General features: G+C 49.4%; 15 protein-coding genes. 11 read left to right on the forward strand and 4 right to left on the reverse strand.

The features are described 5' to 3' along the window. The 3 genes from DFR26_RS10695 to DFR26_RS10705 all read left to right on the forward strand — a co-directional run bounded on the left by DFR26_RS10695 (position 1) and on the right by DFR26_RS10705 (position 1,456). Entirely contained in the window at positions 1-597 is a 597-nt protein-coding gene (locus DFR26_RS10695) for a hypothetical protein (RefSeq protein WP_116208982.1), read from the forward strand. A 24-nt stretch (positions 598-621) separates the two neighbouring features. Continuing rightward, entirely contained in the window at positions 622-975 is a 354-nt protein-coding gene (locus DFR26_RS10700; protein ID WP_147300296.1) for a DUF6488 family protein, read from the forward strand. 130 nt (positions 976-1,105) lie between these two features. Continuing rightward, on the forward strand, positions 1,106-1,456 hold the full coding sequence (locus tag DFR26_RS10705) for a DUF3147 family protein (protein ID WP_116208987.1): 351 nt from the start codon (positions 1,106-1,108) through the stop codon (positions 1,454-1,456). A 176-nt stretch (positions 1,457-1,632) separates the two neighbouring features. Here DFR26_RS10705 and DFR26_RS10710 read toward each other — a convergent pair whose 3' ends face one another. After that, complete coding sequence (locus DFR26_RS10710) at positions 1,633-2,100, reverse strand: hypothetical protein (protein ID WP_116208989.1); 468 nt, start codon at positions 2,098-2,100, stop codon at positions 1,633-1,635. A gap of 684 nt (positions 2,101-2,784) precedes the next feature. On the opposite strand from DFR26_RS10710, the gene DFR26_RS10715 reads away from it, so the two are divergent. The 4 genes from DFR26_RS10715 to DFR26_RS10730 are packed head-to-tail and all read left to right on the forward strand — an operon-like array spanning position 2,785 to position 9,188. Next, the gene (locus DFR26_RS10715; RefSeq protein ID WP_116208991.1) at positions 2,785-4,053 is read left to right on the forward strand and encodes a TolC family protein; all 1,269 of its coding nucleotides are present in this window, start codon (positions 2,785-2,787) and stop codon (positions 4,051-4,053) included. Next, positions 4,050-5,300, forward strand: a complete 1,251-nt coding sequence (locus DFR26_RS10720; RefSeq protein WP_116208993.1) for an efflux RND transporter periplasmic adaptor subunit — start codon at positions 4,050-4,052, stop codon at positions 5,298-5,300. The genes DFR26_RS10715 and DFR26_RS10720 overlap by 4 nt, the downstream gene beginning before the upstream one ends. Continuing rightward, positions 5,297-8,443 carry an efflux RND transporter permease subunit gene (locus DFR26_RS10725; protein ID WP_116208996.1) on the forward strand — a complete coding sequence of 1,049 codons (3,147 nt, stop codon included), beginning with the start codon at positions 5,297-5,299 and terminating at the stop codon, positions 8,441-8,443. The genes DFR26_RS10720 and DFR26_RS10725 overlap by 4 nt, the downstream gene beginning before the upstream one ends. After that, positions 8,406-9,188, forward strand: coding sequence for an IS6 family transposase (locus tag DFR26_RS10730; RefSeq protein ID WP_425453375.1), 783 nt, complete (start codon positions 8,406-8,408; stop codon positions 9,186-9,188). The genes DFR26_RS10725 and DFR26_RS10730 overlap by 38 nt, the downstream gene beginning before the upstream one ends. Before the next feature lie 178 nt (positions 9,189-9,366). On the opposite strand, the gene DFR26_RS10735 is transcribed toward DFR26_RS10730, so the two are convergent. From DFR26_RS10735 to DFR26_RS10745, 3 genes are all read right to left on the reverse strand, one after another. Beyond that, positions 9,367-9,879 (reverse strand): DUF411 domain-containing protein, encoded by a 513-nt coding sequence (locus DFR26_RS10735; RefSeq protein ID WP_116209000.1) that lies wholly within the window; start codon positions 9,877-9,879, stop codon positions 9,367-9,369. Between the two features lie 79 nt (positions 9,880-9,958). Next, positions 9,959-11,332, reverse strand: coding sequence for a heavy metal sensor histidine kinase (locus DFR26_RS10740; RefSeq protein WP_116209002.1), 1,374 nt, complete (start codon positions 11,330-11,332; stop codon positions 9,959-9,961). Then, on the reverse strand, positions 11,316-12,002 hold the full coding sequence (locus DFR26_RS10745) for a heavy metal response regulator transcription factor (RefSeq protein WP_116209004.1): 687 nt from the start codon (positions 12,000-12,002) through the stop codon (positions 11,316-11,318). Before DFR26_RS10745 ends, DFR26_RS10740 begins: the two co-directional genes overlap by 17 nt. Before the next feature lie 171 nt (positions 12,003-12,173). On the opposite strand from DFR26_RS10745, the gene DFR26_RS10750 reads away from it, so the two are divergent. From DFR26_RS10750 to DFR26_RS10765, 4 genes are all read left to right on the forward strand, one after another. After that, entirely contained in the window at positions 12,174-12,524 is a 351-nt protein-coding gene (locus DFR26_RS10750) for a hypothetical protein (RefSeq protein WP_147300297.1), read from the forward strand. 48 nt (positions 12,525-12,572) lie between these two features. Beyond that, positions 12,573-13,124 (forward strand): c-type cytochrome, encoded by a 552-nt coding sequence (locus DFR26_RS10755; protein ID WP_220375782.1) that lies wholly within the window; start codon positions 12,573-12,575, stop codon positions 13,122-13,124. Positions 13,125-13,198: 74 nt separating this feature from the next. Continuing rightward, on the forward strand, positions 13,199-14,848 hold the full coding sequence (locus tag DFR26_RS10760) for a copper resistance system multicopper oxidase (protein WP_116209008.1): 1,650 nt from the start codon (positions 13,199-13,201) through the stop codon (positions 14,846-14,848). A gap of 2 nt (positions 14,849-14,850) precedes the next feature. Then, the coding region (locus DFR26_RS10765) for a copper resistance protein B (protein WP_181899058.1) at positions 14,851-15,350 on the forward strand (500 nt) is incomplete at its 3' end.

The raw sequence follows: 15,350 nt of genomic DNA on the forward strand, positions 1-15,350 counted from the left end.
GTGCAAGACATTACCAATTTAAATCGTCAAGAACTGCCGTCTAACAGCAGTCTATTCAAAGCAACTGGCATTGCGTTATTGATCGCGGCACTAGCTCTGTTCACCATTATTCTGCCAGCAGAGTACGGCATTGATCCAACAGGACTAGGAAAGAAAATGGGGCTTACCTTGCTCAGCTCAGAGGACGTAACTGAACCAGTTTCGCTGGATGTTGCGCCAGCCGCTAAAGAAAATTTGTTGGCAGTTTCGGCAAGCCCGGTGTGGAAGTCATCGAAAGAGCTAAAGTCAGATACTACAAAAATTACTTTAAGCCCAAATGAGGGTCTTGAGGTAAAGGCGGCAATGAGTGCTGGTGATCACCTTATTTTTAGCTGGATTGCAGATGGTCCAGTGAACTTTGACATGCATGGTGAGCGTTTAAATGATGGTGATAATTTCACTAGTTATTGGCAAGGGAGAAATGAGCTTACGGCAAGCGGAGACTTTGAGGCTCCATTTGATGGTACCCATGGCTGGTATTGGCGTAATAGAGGTAATACCAGTGTGACCGTTACTCTGAAAACGAGTGGTTTTTATAGCAAAATATTTAAGCAGTAATTTTTAAAATTCAAGGGATATCATATGAGTAAGACTATTATTACAGCGGTTATGGCCATTTCGTTATCGTTAAACAGTCAAGCTTTTGCCGGCACTGGCCACAGCCATAGTCATGGTGTCGCGGAGCCAGCCTCCAAAGTGCAACTGATTCAACAGGCAGCGAATGTTAAACAGCAACTTATTCGCTCAAAACAAATCTCTTCCGAGTGGGGTGTCGCTAAGGGTAGTGCGCCGCAAAAGCGATCTACTTCAAATGGAGACGCGTGGGTTGTAGTGTTTTCTAGCCCAAAAACAGCCGATCAAAGCAAATCAAAACTGTTTGTATTTGTCGATGAGTTTGGAAATCCCATTGGAGCTAATCACACCGGAGAGCTTTAGCCTAACTGAGGTTAGGGACTCTCTCAATGCTTATATTGGTGTAAGCAACCATGCGAGCTAAGACGAGCTGAGGCAGGTAGGCCGCAAATATGTGGCGGCTTACCTAGTCGATTTCACAAAGGAAAATAGAATGGCTTGGGTGGCTACTAAGTACTTAATTACTGCAGCTTTAGTGGTTCTGATATCTGAGGCCGCAAAACGTAGTGACAAGCTAGGTGGCCTAATGGCTGCACTGCCTCTTGTGACGATTTTGACGCTGATTTGGTTATATCTAGAGAATCAACCAGAGGCCAAAATTGCAAATCATGCGTGGTATACATTTTGGTATGTGATACCAACGCTGCCAATGTTTCTAGCATTTCCAATGTTGCTATCTCGGCTAGGATTTTGGTTAACGCTGTTAGCTTGTGCTGCACTGTCTATTGTTTGCTTTGTGCTATTTTCTTGGGTGTTGAGACGATATGGCATTGAGCTGATGTAGTTGAGATTTATCACACAGCGCTAACTTTGCTTATTCAACAGAGCATAATTGTCGCGCTTTGAGCATATGCTCTTATTCGCATGAGAAAGAGAGTGGTCAACTAATCTCGGGCACAATTTAGGTTTAAAGCTGAGTCAGCGCTGCATACACAGCACTGACTCAGTAGCATTAAAACCTTACTGAAAGACCTGCTCGATAGCATCGATAACCAAACCAGTCACAGCATTGATGAGCAGAATGTCTTCTCCTACGCGTACAACCTTCTGACCAGCCGGTGTATTGCCTAGCTCAGCTAGCAAGTTGCGAGGTAGGTTGTGATAAACCACGTCGGCTGGTAGTGGCTGACCTTTCGCCCATTTCTTGGTTTGCCCTGGAGGCTGGCAGCCATTGTTTTTCTTCGCTAAGCCGGGAGGGCAATGGCCAAACTTTTTAGCTTGGGTGCTGTAATAGTCGTTGATCTTCTTAGACTTACTCTGATCGAAATAGCTGGTGTATTGGTTTTTATCCTGCTTTTTTCCTTGCTCATGATGTGCTGAGTGATCCGCACCATGCTCAGTAAAGTCGGGCTTTTTAGCAAAAGCAGGGCCGCTGACTAGCAGACTTAGTCCTACGGTGATTGCTGCAAGATTGTTCCAAGACTTCATGACACTCCCCTAATAGTGTGTGGCGCTCAATGTCACGATAGGTAAAATTGAAGACCTATGCACTTTAACGACTGAGTATGATTTGCCGCTTACTTGCCCTGAGGGTACTGCGCAGATTATGCGGGCAGCATTGAAAGAGTTGCGTGAGTGAGAGTTAGTTAAATTGTTAACTTGCAGGAACCCTAGTTTGCTCATTATGATTATCCAATGACTCGTCTCCAACGCAAAGCCATCTCGCTCATCATGAGCGTTGTCATGACAGTTTTTTCTTTATGTCAGGTACAGGCTTGGGCGGGAAATATGTCCGCAGAACAGCCTAAACTAGTAACAGCTGTTGTGATGGATATGCCCGACTGCCATCGAGTAAGTCCCGCTACTGAAGTATCGATGCCTGACTGTTGTAGTGTCTGCGAGCAGCTGAGTCAGCACCCCGATGTAACCGTTAAACTGACTAGCCTAGATCACTCGCCAGTGATCCTTGCGATTGCTGAGCCATATTCGCTTAAGCTAGCCCCACAGACTGCATCCACAAACTATCGCCCACCTGACCCTTTTGTAGTCAATCCTCCGGCAACCATTCGATACCAGCGCCTGCTGAATTAAGAAAAAGACATGCCCATTCGATTTTATGAATGAGCGTTTGTTGCACCAGTCTTTTTCATATGATTTCAGAGGCTATCCCTCATGCGCTTCAATGCAGCCCGCCTACTTTGTTTGGCGTTTGCTCTTAATGGCTCGTTGTCGAGCTACGCCCATGCCGATGCATTGAGCTTTAACAATGCTCAGCAGCAGGCATTAGCTTATTCACGCCAGCTACAAGCCCAAGACGCGGCGATTCGTGCTGATTCTGAATTGGTCATTGCGGCAGGCGAGCGACCCGATCCAAGACTCTCGGTTGAACTACAAAACTTACCCGCCAATGGCAGTGATCGTTTCAGTACTACGCGCGATTTTATGACCATGCGGATGGTAGGTATTTCGCAAGAATTCACACGCCAAAACACCTTAGATCTTCGCCAAGCACGGCAACAGCAGCTTGTTGAGCTGGCGAAAACTGATAAGCGATTAATGCAGAGTAAGGTGCTGCAGGGCGCAGGCCGAGCATGGGTGAGAGCGTACTTTTTACAAGAGCAGTGCCGTGTATTGGCAGACGAGCTGACTCAAGCGCGCTTGAAGCAGCAGGCTAGCGAGGCAGCTTATAGCGGCAATAGACTGAGTCAGGCCGACACCTTAGCGGCTCATGCCGAGGTTCTATTATTAGAGGATCAGCACCAAGTTTTAACATCCACGCTACAGCAAGCATTGTTTGATTTGGCACGATGGTTGGGCGGTGAGTCTAATGCAGCCATATTACTTGGAACGCCAAATAGCTCTAGAACACACCTCGATGGTATGAATCTTCGAGATCACTTGCTTCGCCATCCAGACTTAGTGCTGCTCAGTCAACGCATTGACTTGGCCAGAACTGAGGCCGATTTAGCTGAGTCTGCCAAGTCGCCTGATTGGACAGTGTCATTGAGCTATGCCAAGCGCGGCTCGGCGTTCTCAGACATGATGTCTGTGGGTGTTTCCGTGCCGCTGCAATGGGGGCAGTCGCGCCGACAAGATCGTGAAGTCGCGTCACGACTGGCTCAAGTAGAGCAAGCTAAGGCGACTCGAGAAGACATGCTTGATCGTCATGTTGCCGAGATTAGTGGCCAGTTGGACCGTTGGCGCTCCAATCAATCTCGAGCCAGGCGCTACCGAGAACAAATCATTCCGCTGCAAGCGGCGCGAGCAAAGGCCGTCAACGCGCAATGGCGAGGAGGTCGTGCCTCATTAGCCGATGTATTCGCCGCACGCCGAGCACTCCTAAGCACTAAATTAGATGCCTTATTAATCAATATGCAAGTCGATCTAGATTGGGTCGATTTAGAGTTTTTATTGCCTGAAAATGCGGGAGAAGCGTCATGAGCCGCACGAATAAAGTCATCACGATCATAGTACTGGCTGTGCTTATTGGCAGTGGTGCTTGGTACTTTTTTGCGCCTTCACACACCATGTCTATGACTGCCGATATGCACCACGGCGGGGCTGATCATGACAGCTCGGAGCAGCGTAACGTGCTGTACTGGCATGACCCCATGGTGCCCGGCCAGCGCTTCGATAAGCCGGGCCCATCGCCGTTTATGGATATGCAGTTAGTGCCTGTTTATGCCGATGATTCCGACACCAGCGAGGGCGTCAGTATTTCTGCTCAAACGCAACAAAATCTCGGTATTCGCACCACCGTAGTACGAATGGGCGAGATCAGCAAAGAGGCTGTTGTGCAGGGTAATGTGGTGTGGAATGAGCATGCGATTGATGTTATTTCGGCACGAGCCACAGGCTTTATTGAGCGGCTATATGTTCGCGCGGCCATGGAGGCGGTGAAGCAAGGGCAGGCCTTGGCTGAAATCTACGTTCCAGACTGGATTGCTGTGCAGGAAGAGTATTTGCTGACTCGTGATTTAGGTGGCGAAATAGGGCAGCAGCTCAAGTCTGGCGCATTGCTGCGCATGCGTGTGGCGGGTATGACCGATTCGCAAATTGCCGAGGTCGTGCGCGATGGAAAGGTTCATGCCCGTGTGACGATACGAGCCCCTCGAAGTGGTGTGCTGTCTGAGTTGAATGTTCGCGCGGGTGAGACAGTGAGCTTAGGTATGCCGCTATTTCGAATTAGCGGTTTAAACCCGATATGGCTGGAGGCGAATGTGCCGGAGTCACTGATTTCCTCGTTGAACTTAGGCGACACTGTTGAGGTAATGACAGTCGCACGGAAGAATCAGCGCTACCCTGGCAAAGTGGCTTTATTACCGCCCGAGATTGATCAAGTCACCAGAGCGCAGCGCGTTCGCATTGAGCTGGCCAACCCGCGCGCCGAGCTTTTGCCGGGTATGTTTGCCTCACTTGTCATCAAGCAAAATTCAGTAGCCGATGCACTGTTGGTGCCGACCGAGGCAATCATTACTACTGGAAGTAGAAAGATTGTTTTTACCGTCAATGATGATGGCAAATTTAATCCGAATACGATTACTGCAGGCCTTGAAAGTGACACTGAAACTGAGGTCTTGTCTGGCTTAAGCGCAGGCCAAAACGTGGTGACTTCGGGTCAGTTTTTGGTGGACTCAGAGGCTAGCCTAAAAGGTGTTATGAGCCGGATGCAGGAGTCTGCGCCATGATTGCACGCTGCATACGCTGGTCGATTGCCAATCGGCCATTGGTGTTACTGGCGAGCATCATGCTCACGGTTTTAGGCTTATGGTCGGCAGTGAAAACACCATTAGATGCTTTGCCAGATCTCTCCGATACGCAAGTCATTGTTCGAACTACATGGCCGGGGCAGTCGCCACAGCTGATTGAGAATCAAGTGACCTATCCGATGACAACGACCATGTTGTCGGTGCCAGGGGCGAAAACGGTCCGTGGTTACTCTTTCTTTGGCGACTCTTACGTCTACATCATTTTTGAGGATGGCACGGATCAATATTGGGCGCGCTCTCGTGTGCTGGAGTATTTGAGTCAGGTACAAGCGCGATTACCTGCGCAAGCAAAAGCCGTGCTTGGGCCAGATGCCACGGGTGTGGGCTGGGTCTATGAATATGCATTGGTTGATCGAACAGGGCAGCACGATTTATCACAGCTGAGAACGCTGCAAGACTGGTTCTTAAAGTATGAACTGAAGACGGTAGAGAACGTCGCTGAAGTGGCCAGTATCGGTGGCATGGTGAAGCAGTATCAAGTGGTGCTGGATCCCGAAAAGCTTCGCGCCTACAACATCACCCATGCACAAGTGATCACTGCCATTGGCAATGCTAACCAAGAAGCTGGTGGCTCGGTGGTTGAGCTTGCCGAAGCCGAATACATGGTGCGCACCAATGGTTATCTTCGCGGCATTAGCGATTTTAAGCTAATTCCCTTGGTGACGACCTCCGCAGGTGTGCCGGTCTATTTGGGCGATGTGGCTCGTATCCAGATAGGGCCGGAGATGCGTCGTGGTATTGCCGAGTTAAATGGTGAGAGTGAGGTCGCTGGTGGCGTGATTATCATGCGCTCGGGGAGTAATGCACTCAGTACCATTGCGGCAGTGAAGGCGAAGCTGAAAAGCTTGCAAGCCAGTTTGCCGGCGGGTGTTGAAGTGGTTCCGGTTTATGACCGTTCGCAGCTGATCAAAAGTGCGGTGAGTAATCTAACGATCAAATTACTCGAAGAGTTTCTTGTTGTAGCCTTGGTTTGCGCGCTGTTTCTCTTTCATTTTAGATCGGCACTGGTTGCCATTATTTCGCTGCCGATAGGCATCTTAACGGCCTTTATTATCATGCGCATGCAGGGTATAGACGCCAATATCATGTCGCTAGGCGGTATCGCGATTGCTATTGGCGCGATGGTCGATGCCGCTATTGTCATGGTGGAGAATGCGCATAAGCATCTCGAGGCCTGGCGACATGAGCATGATGGAGCAGAGCCCGATAGTACTTCGCGATGGCAGCTGATCACAGAGTCTGCAGTGGAGGTGGGGCCAGCCTTATTTTTCTCACTACTGATTATCACCTTGTCATTTGTGCCGGTGTTTTCCTTGCAAGCTCAAGAGGGCCGGCTGTTTGCGCCGCTTGCCTTCACGAAAACCTACGCAATGGCAGCCTCAGCTGGCTTGGCGATTACCTTAATTCCTGTGCTGATGGGCTACTTATTGCGCGGGCGTATTCCCAACGAGCGTGATAACCCAATCAATAGAGGCTTAATTAGGGCCTATGAGCCTGTCTTGAATACAGTGCTCAAGCACCCACTGGCAACGCTTGGGATAACCGCATTGGTGGTCATGCTAAGCCTGTGGCCGCTATCACGGTTAGGTGGTGAGTTTATGCCGCCATTGGATGAGGGCGACTTGCTTTATATGCCATCGGCATTGCCTGGATTATCGACTGCCAAGGCTTCGCAGTTACTTCAGCAAACAGACCGGCTCATTAAAACAGTGCCAGAGGTGGCGAGTGTTTTTGGCAAGGCAGGGCGAGCGGATACCGCAACAGATCCAGCGCCTATTACGATGTTTGAAACCACCATACGCTTTAAGCCTAGAGAGCAATGGCGTGCGGGCATGACGCCAGACAAGCTGGTTGAGGAGCTAGATCGGGTGGTGCGAGTGCCGGGTTTATCTAATATCTGGGTGCCGCCCATTCGCAACCGAATTGATATGCTGGCGACGGGTATCAAGAGCCCGGTTGGCGTGAAAGTATCTGGCGCTAGCATGACTGAGATCGATCATTTGACTGCCGAAATTGAGCGCGTGCTAAAGCCAGTGCTTGGTGTGAGTTCGGTTTTGGCAGAGCGTTTAACCGGGGCGCGATATATCGATGTGGATATTCGGCGCGCCGCTGCTGCTCGCTATGGCATGTCCATTGTCGATGTTCAAAGCATCGTGAGCTCAGCCATTGGCGGTGCAAATATCGGTGAAACCGTTGAGGGCCTGCAGCGCTTCCCCATTAACGTGCGCTACCCGCGCGAAAATAGAGATTCGCTGGCCTCTTTAGAGAATCTGCCCATTGTCACGGCGACTGGCGCTCAGATTCGTCTAGCCGATGTGGCGTCGTTACGCATTGTCGACGGGCCTCCAATGTTGCGCAGTGAGAATGCACGGCTATCTGGCTGGGTCTATGTTGATGTGCGCGGCCGTGATTTACGCTCTGCCGTTAACGATATGCAAAAAGCCGTTGCCGCCTCTATTAAACTGCCTCCGGCCTACGCGATCTCGTGGTCGGGGCAGTTTGAGTTTTTAGAGCGAGCAACTGCGCGTCTGATGTGGGTTGTGCCGGGCACGCTGATGATTATTTTTATCTTGCTATACATGACCTTTCGGCGCTTCGATGAGGCCTTATTGATCATGCTCACCATGCCATGTGCATTAGCCGGTGGTGTCTGGCTTCTGTGGATTTTGGGACATCATCTATCGGTAGCTAGTGGCGTTGGCTTTATTGCTTTAGCGGGCGTCGCAGCGGAGTTTGGCGTCATCATGCTGTTGTATTTGAAGCAAGCGTGGCAGCGTCGTGTCTCGCAAGGTCTTTGTTCGCGAGCTGATTTATTGGATGCTATTCATGAGGGCGCCTTATTGCGTGTGCGCCCCAAAGCCATGACAGTTGCAGTGATTATTGCCGGTTTGCTGCCCATTATGTGGGGCAGTGCTGCTGGCTCGGAGGTCATGCAGCGGATTGCCGCGCCTATGATTGGCGGCATGTTAACAGCGCCATTATTATCGATGCTGGTGGTGCCGGTGGCTTTCTACTTCATGCGCCGTGGCGAGATCCGTATCAAAGAGATCGATTATTGCTGAGTTTGTAAGTGAACTTGTCAGTACGGTACTGACAAGTTCACTCGACGCTTGTGATAATTCGCGTTTGAGTACCTACAAACGACACCGTTTTCATTCCAGCATCAGCTACGCAGTCTGGATCTACTACCGATTCAACCTGAGCTTCCGTGACATCGAGGATTTACTGGCAGAGAAGGGCATCTCTGTCAGTTATGAGGCGATCCGATTGTGGTGTATCAAATTCGGACCTAGCTATGCTCGTAAGCTTAAGCAAAGGCATCGCGGATTTGGCGATACGTTTTATCTTGATGAGGTATTTATCAAGATAAATGGAATACAACACTACTTGTGGCGAGCCGTTGATCAAGATGGCGAAGTGGTCGATGTCTTTGTTCAGAGTCGCCGTAATGGTGCGGCGGCAAAGCAATTCTTTAAGCGCTTGTTGCGCAATCATGGCGGTGAGCCACGAACGATAGTCACTGATAAGTTGGCAAGCTATAAGGTAGCTCAGCGCGAGCTAATGCCGACTGCTCATCACAATACAGCTAAATACGCGAACAACTGGGCTGAGCAATCGCACGAGTCTACGCGGTTTAGGGAGCGGGGAATGCGACGGTTAAAGTCTCCGAACCAGGCGCAACTATTTCTAACGAACCATGCTGCAGTATCTAACCTATTCAATCTTGGGAGACACCTAACCACAGCAAGTCATTATCGACGCAGTAGGACAGCTGCGTTCGAAACGTGGAGGGCAGTGGTTTCGTAGCTTAGTTAAGGCTAACAACAGCTGAACTTAGAAGTTAACTTGTCAGTACACTCTCCAGTTAGTCGAAATGCGCGGTCATAACTGACGGCACCTTTAAGATCAAGCTTTCCATAATGGTAAGTTCAGGCGGGTTTTAAAGTTGCGCGCAATTTTTTAGCCGTGAGATTGACTGCCCATCTCAATAATCTCTGTGTTCACGAAACACACTTTGCTGACCGTTGGCGCCAAAGGCGATGACTTGGTAATTCTCTTTCTTGCCTGTCTCCATGCCGGGGCTGCCCTGAACCATACCGGGTACTGAAAGCCCTACCGTGTCAGGCTGCGGATTTTCCAAGTAAGCGACGATGTCATCGGCCGGCACATGCCCCTCAATTACCACGTCACCGATTAGTGCAGTGTGGCAGGAGGCCATTTCACGAGGCACACCATACTGCTGCTTGATTTCGTTAAGATTGTCGGTATCTACAACGGTGGTCTCAAAGCCATTGGTGTCCAGGTGTTCAACCCAGGACTGGCAGCAGCTGCAGGTAGAGCTCTTATAAATTGTGATGGCTCGGCCTGATGCGTCAGCGATGGCCACAGAGGACGATGCTTCGGAGGGTTCATTAGCCTGTATCGCCAGTGTGGTGACGCCCGCAGCAAGAGCGATTGCGGCAACACCTGCATACAGAGCAAACTTTTTGGTCATCATGATAAATCCTCGATTTGTTTAGTGTATGGATAGTGCCGAGCTCTTGCGGATCTAATTCGGCCTACTAGAGACCTCCGCGCTATCGACTTTGAGTGAACGTAAGATCAAATCTAACTATGTTATTGGCTGATGCAGCCTGAATTGTTCCGCCATGTGCATTCACAATCGACTTAGTAATAGCCAGTCCTAGGCCGGAGCCTTCCTCGGTTCGTTGCCGAGATGCATCTGTTCGATAAAATCTATCAAATAGGCGTGATATCTGCTCTGCAGAAAGTGTGGCTGCTTCATTTTCAACAGATATAGCGGCGATGTTTTCTTGCTCGCTTAGCTGAATCAAAATGCTGCTATGTGCATTGCCATATTTGATTGAGTTCGAGATCAAGTTACTCAGTGCTCGACATAGCATGAGCTTATTGCCCGGTACGAATGCAGAGCCGGAGACATTGAGGAGCATGCCTTTCTCTGCGGCTAGTGCATCGTAAAACTCGAACAGAGCGAGGACTTCCTGTCGCAAATCTACTTTCTGTAAATTGAGTAGGCTTAAGCCGTGGTCTGCTTTAGCCAAGAAAAGCATGTCCGAGATAATGCGGGCGAGCCGCTCAAATTCCTCTAAGTTGGAGGATAGAATATCTTGATACACACGCAGCTCGCGAGGCTTTGAAAGGCTCACTTGGGTTTGTGTCATTAGGTTGTTGATGGGTGTGCGTAGCTCATGAGCAAGATCAGATGAAAAATCGGATAGCCGGATCACCGCAACTCCGAGCCGATCTAACATGTCATTGAAGGCAATGGCTAATGGCTTTAGCTCTGAAGGTGCATTGTTTACATCAAGCCGACCCGTCAAATTCTGAGCAGATATCCCTTCTGCAACTTTAGCCATGGACTTGGCTGGTCGTAGTCCACGCCATGCCGCTAACCATCCCAAAAGCATGAGGCTTATTGTGCCTATGCCACCAATGAGCAGTAGTTGTTGGCGAAATTCATTCAGAAACTGGATATGGCCAGTGGTCTCAACACCAACAACAATACGGTCGCTCATGAACATTGTTGTTTGTGGATGAGTGGCGATTACTCCACGGTAGTTTTTATGATTCAGCTGCCATTCAGCGAGCGGCAAGTCCACGCTTTGATGAGTAGCTTGGTCAGGTATTTGCGTAGCGATGGTAGTAAGCAGTGGTGTGCCTATTGGTCGCTCAATTTGCACAACTAATCCGTGATGCCCGACTAACGCATCTTTAAGTTGCAGCAGTACCATCGATTCATTATCGGGCATTTGCTGCAGTATATTTCGTATCAATGCCACTTTGCCTTCGAGCAAGCTGCGGTCTTGTGTCTCAAAATGATGTGTCACTAACTGATGAATTACGATGCCCATAATTAATAAAATGAGCGCTGTAAAAGTAGTGAAAATGAAGCTGATGCGTAGGCTAATCGAGTTAGGCAGTCTCTTCATTGTTAATCTCCAAGACATAGCCCATGCCGCGCACTGTTTGAATGAGTCGCGGACTAAAGCCTTGATCAACCTTACTTCGTAAGCGTTTAATAGCGACCTCTATCACGTTGGTGTCGCTATCAAAATTCATGTCCCAAACTTGAGATGCAATCAGTGATCTTGGCAAAATCTCACCTTGCCGCCGCATAAAAAGTTCCAGTAAGGCGAACTCTTTTGCCGTTAAATCGATTCGTTGTCCTGCCCGCATCACTCGCCGACGAAGCAGATCTAACTCAAGGTCGGCGATACAAATTACAACCTCTTCGCGATGCTGCCCTCTGCGTAACAGTCCCTTGATGCGAGCAAGGAGTTCGGCAAATGCAAATGGTTTGACGAGATAGTCATCGGCTCCACGCTCTATGCCTTTAATTCGATCTTCTACTTGATCTTTAGCTGTTAAAAAGAGCACAGGTAGTGACTGATCAATCGCTCTAATTGCGGCTAGTACCGACCAACCATCCAGCCCTGGCAGCATCACATCTAGAATAATGAGGTCGTATTTCTCTGTAGTAGCTTGATGTTTCCCGGATAAGCCATCTGTAACCCAGTCGGTGATATAGCCGGCTTCTGTCAGGCCTTGCTTCAGATAGTTTCCGGTCTTTTTCTCATCCTCTACTAATAGAATTTTCATGCCAGCCTAGGTCCTATCTTGCGTTAGTAGGCAGATTACCTCGTGGGACCTAGTGTCGTCTGGAAGATGTCGGAATTGTAATTTTCACGTCACTTTGTTGTTGGTTAGCTAGAGCGATGATGGCTATCGAAAATATGAACTTGAGCCTCGCCAATCATTCCGGAGTAGAAAATGAGTTTTTTCACGCATAGTGGTTTCGCAATGTCGGTATTGCTCGCTTTAGGTAGTCAAGGTGCTTGGGCGCATGATCCTGCGGAGCATGCACGTGCAGCGGCTGAAGCAAAAGCAACGGCAAAGTGTGAGTTGATACAGAAAATGGATACATCGAAAATGGATGCTAATGACCCTGTGATGCAAGCCATGCTAGAGAAGTGCAGCCCCAAATCCTCCACGGCGCCACATAATGATTTATCTGAAGGAGAGAGGATGGATAGTAAAGGCATGAAAATGGAGGGCATGAAAGATATGTCCATGAGGATGGAACACTCCAGCATGCCTATGAGTAAGTCGGAAAAAAAATAGCCAATTAACGTGGGTAAGGCCCATGCATTGCGGCACAGGAGATCAATCGTGACCTATGTAAAGCTCGCACTTATTGGCGCCTTCGTTGCGTTGTTTGGAGGTTTGGCATTTCTTTACTCAGGCCTCTATCCGATGGGAGCCGATGTGCCTCACACGAAAGCAGTGTATTGGGCTCTCGAAACCCTGCGTGAACGGTCTATCGCGCGCGCAACTCAGGATACTGTGATTCCTGCGCTTGAGGAGCCACAAATGCTGCTATCAGGTGGCCAAGACTATAACGAGATGTGCTCCAGCTGCCATTTGAAGCCTGGAGTAACGACCTCTGATATGAATGCAGGCCTATATCCGCAACCACCGAACTTGTCGCTTCCTCAGATGATGAACCTTGATGCGAAGCAGCGCGCCGCACGCCACTTCTGGTATATCAAGCATGGGGTGAAGGCTAGTGGCATGCCTGCGTGGGGTGGCTCACATACGGATGAGCGAATTTGGGCTATGGTAGCGTTTATTCAAAAAATGCCATCGTTAACGCCGGAGCAGTATCAAATCCTGACGGCACCAGCTGAGGGTGAGCTTGCGGTGGCACACGATGAAATGTAATGATTGAGAGGGCTTCAAGATCAGCATTCCTAATCAACCGTTAGCGTGTTTTTAAAGAACTATATAGGTGTTGTATGGCGCATCAATTATCAAGACGGCAGTTTGTTCAGGGCGTTGCCGTAACGGGTCTCGCAGTGAGCTCTGGCGCTTGGGCAAATTCAGGTATGCAAGAGACGGGTCGCGCTCTAATGTCGCATTTAACAGGCAAGAGTTTTGATCTAACAATTGATAGGTCAGTGGTCAATTACACTGGGAAATCTAAGATTGCTACGTTAATTAATGGCAGTCTGCCGGCGCCGGTGCTGCACTTCAAAGAGGGTGAGACGGTCACCATTAATGTAACCAATAACTTGAAAGAGTGGTCGTCGATTCATTGGCATGGCCTGTTGCTGCCATTTGCTATGGATGGCGTGCCGGGCATTAGCTTTGAAGGCATCGCTCCTGGAGAGACCTTCACCTATCAATTTCCCATTTTGCAAAGCGGCACTTATTGGTATCACTCACACTCAGGGTTTCAAGAGCAAACAGGAATGTTAGGGGCAATCGTCATTGAGCCTCGTGATGGCGAGACCATTAAGGCCGACTGTGATCATGTGGTCATGCTTTCCGATTGGACAGATGAAAATCCCATGGTGCTGCTGAATAAGCTCAAGTCGGATGCTGGCTTTGATAATTACCAAATGCCGACAGCCAAGCGCTTCATCGCGGACGTCCGTAAGAATGGTTGGAAGGACACGGTAGAAAGCCGAAAGATGTGGAGTCTGATGCGGATGAGTCCCACGGATTTTACGGATCTTTCAGCTCATACATATACGTACCTAATGAACGGTACCAATCCAGCATCGAACTGGACTGGGCTTTTTAACAAGGGCGACAAAGTTAGACTGCGCTTCATCAATGGCAGCGCACAGACAATTTTTGATGTGCGCATCCCGGGGTTAAAGCTCACTGTTATTGGTACCGATGGGCAGTTGGTTGACCCCGTTACGGTGGATGAATTCAGAATTGCCGTGGCAGAGACTTACGATGTGCTTGTTGAGCCTAGCGAGGATGCTTATACAATTTTTGCGCAAAACATTGATCGTTCAGGCTTTGCTCGCGGCACGTTAGCGATCCGTGATGGCCTGTCTGCTCCGGTGCCGGCTCTGGATAAAATTCAATGGCTGAGCATGGGCGACATGATGGGGGATATGTCGGGCAAAACGACAGCGAAGCATGCCAGCACAGAATATGGTTTTAGCACCGACATGCATGTCGATTCGCCGCGAACAAATTTAGATGACCCAGGCGTTAACCTACGCGACAACGGGCGACGTGTTTTGACCTATGCTGATTTACGTTCTATAGGCCACGCCAATGAAGAGCAGAGTGAGCCTACGCGTGAAATGGAGCTGCACTTAACCGGAAATATGGAGCGTTATATCTGGGGTTTCGATGGGTTAACGTTCCAAGAGTCTACGCCGGTTCGCATTGCCAAAGGTGAGCGTGTGCGGATCACATTAGTCAACGACACCATGATGACTCACCCCATGCATTTACACGGCATGTGGAGCGACCTGCGTGCAGAAAATGGTGATTTCCAAGTTCGCAAGCACACCATCATGGTGCAGCCAGCGCAGAAAATTTCCTTCGATGTAACCGGCGAGGAAGGGCGCTGGGCATGGCATTGTCATCTCTTGTATCACATGGAGTCCGGGATGTTTCGCGAAGTGGTGGTGGACTAATTATGAAAATAGTATTCGCGCTAAGCGCACTGTTGCTGAGCCTTCCCGTGCTGTCGGCGGAAGCAGAAATGGATCATTCGAAAATGCAAATGAACGGCATGGACATGGGCGAAAGCTCTATGGATATGTCGGGGATGGATATGAGTAGTGGCTCCATGGATCATTCAGGCATGGATATGAGCAAAGGCTCTATGGACATGTCTCACATGAAGCATGGTGCTATGAGCATGGGCTCTATGAATATGGGCAAAATGCAGGGTGGTAAAGCGCCACCCGATGCGCGCAGCCCAGATTACTCGCAAGGCCGTGACTTTGGCCCAATACCGCCGCCGAAAATGATGGGTAACGGCATCATGGGTAGTGTGTTGTTTAATCAGCTAGAAGTTTCCAGCAGCCAAGGGAAAATCAACTCTGGCTACGATGTCGATGCGTGGGTTGGTACTGACTGGAACCGCTTGGCATTAAAAGCTGAAGGGGAAGCGGCTGATAGCAAACTCGAGGA

The organism is Paraperlucidibaca baekdonensis, assembly GCF_003387535.1.
Lineage (GTDB): Bacteria > Pseudomonadota > Gammaproteobacteria > Pseudomonadales > Moraxellaceae > Perlucidibaca > Perlucidibaca baekdonensis.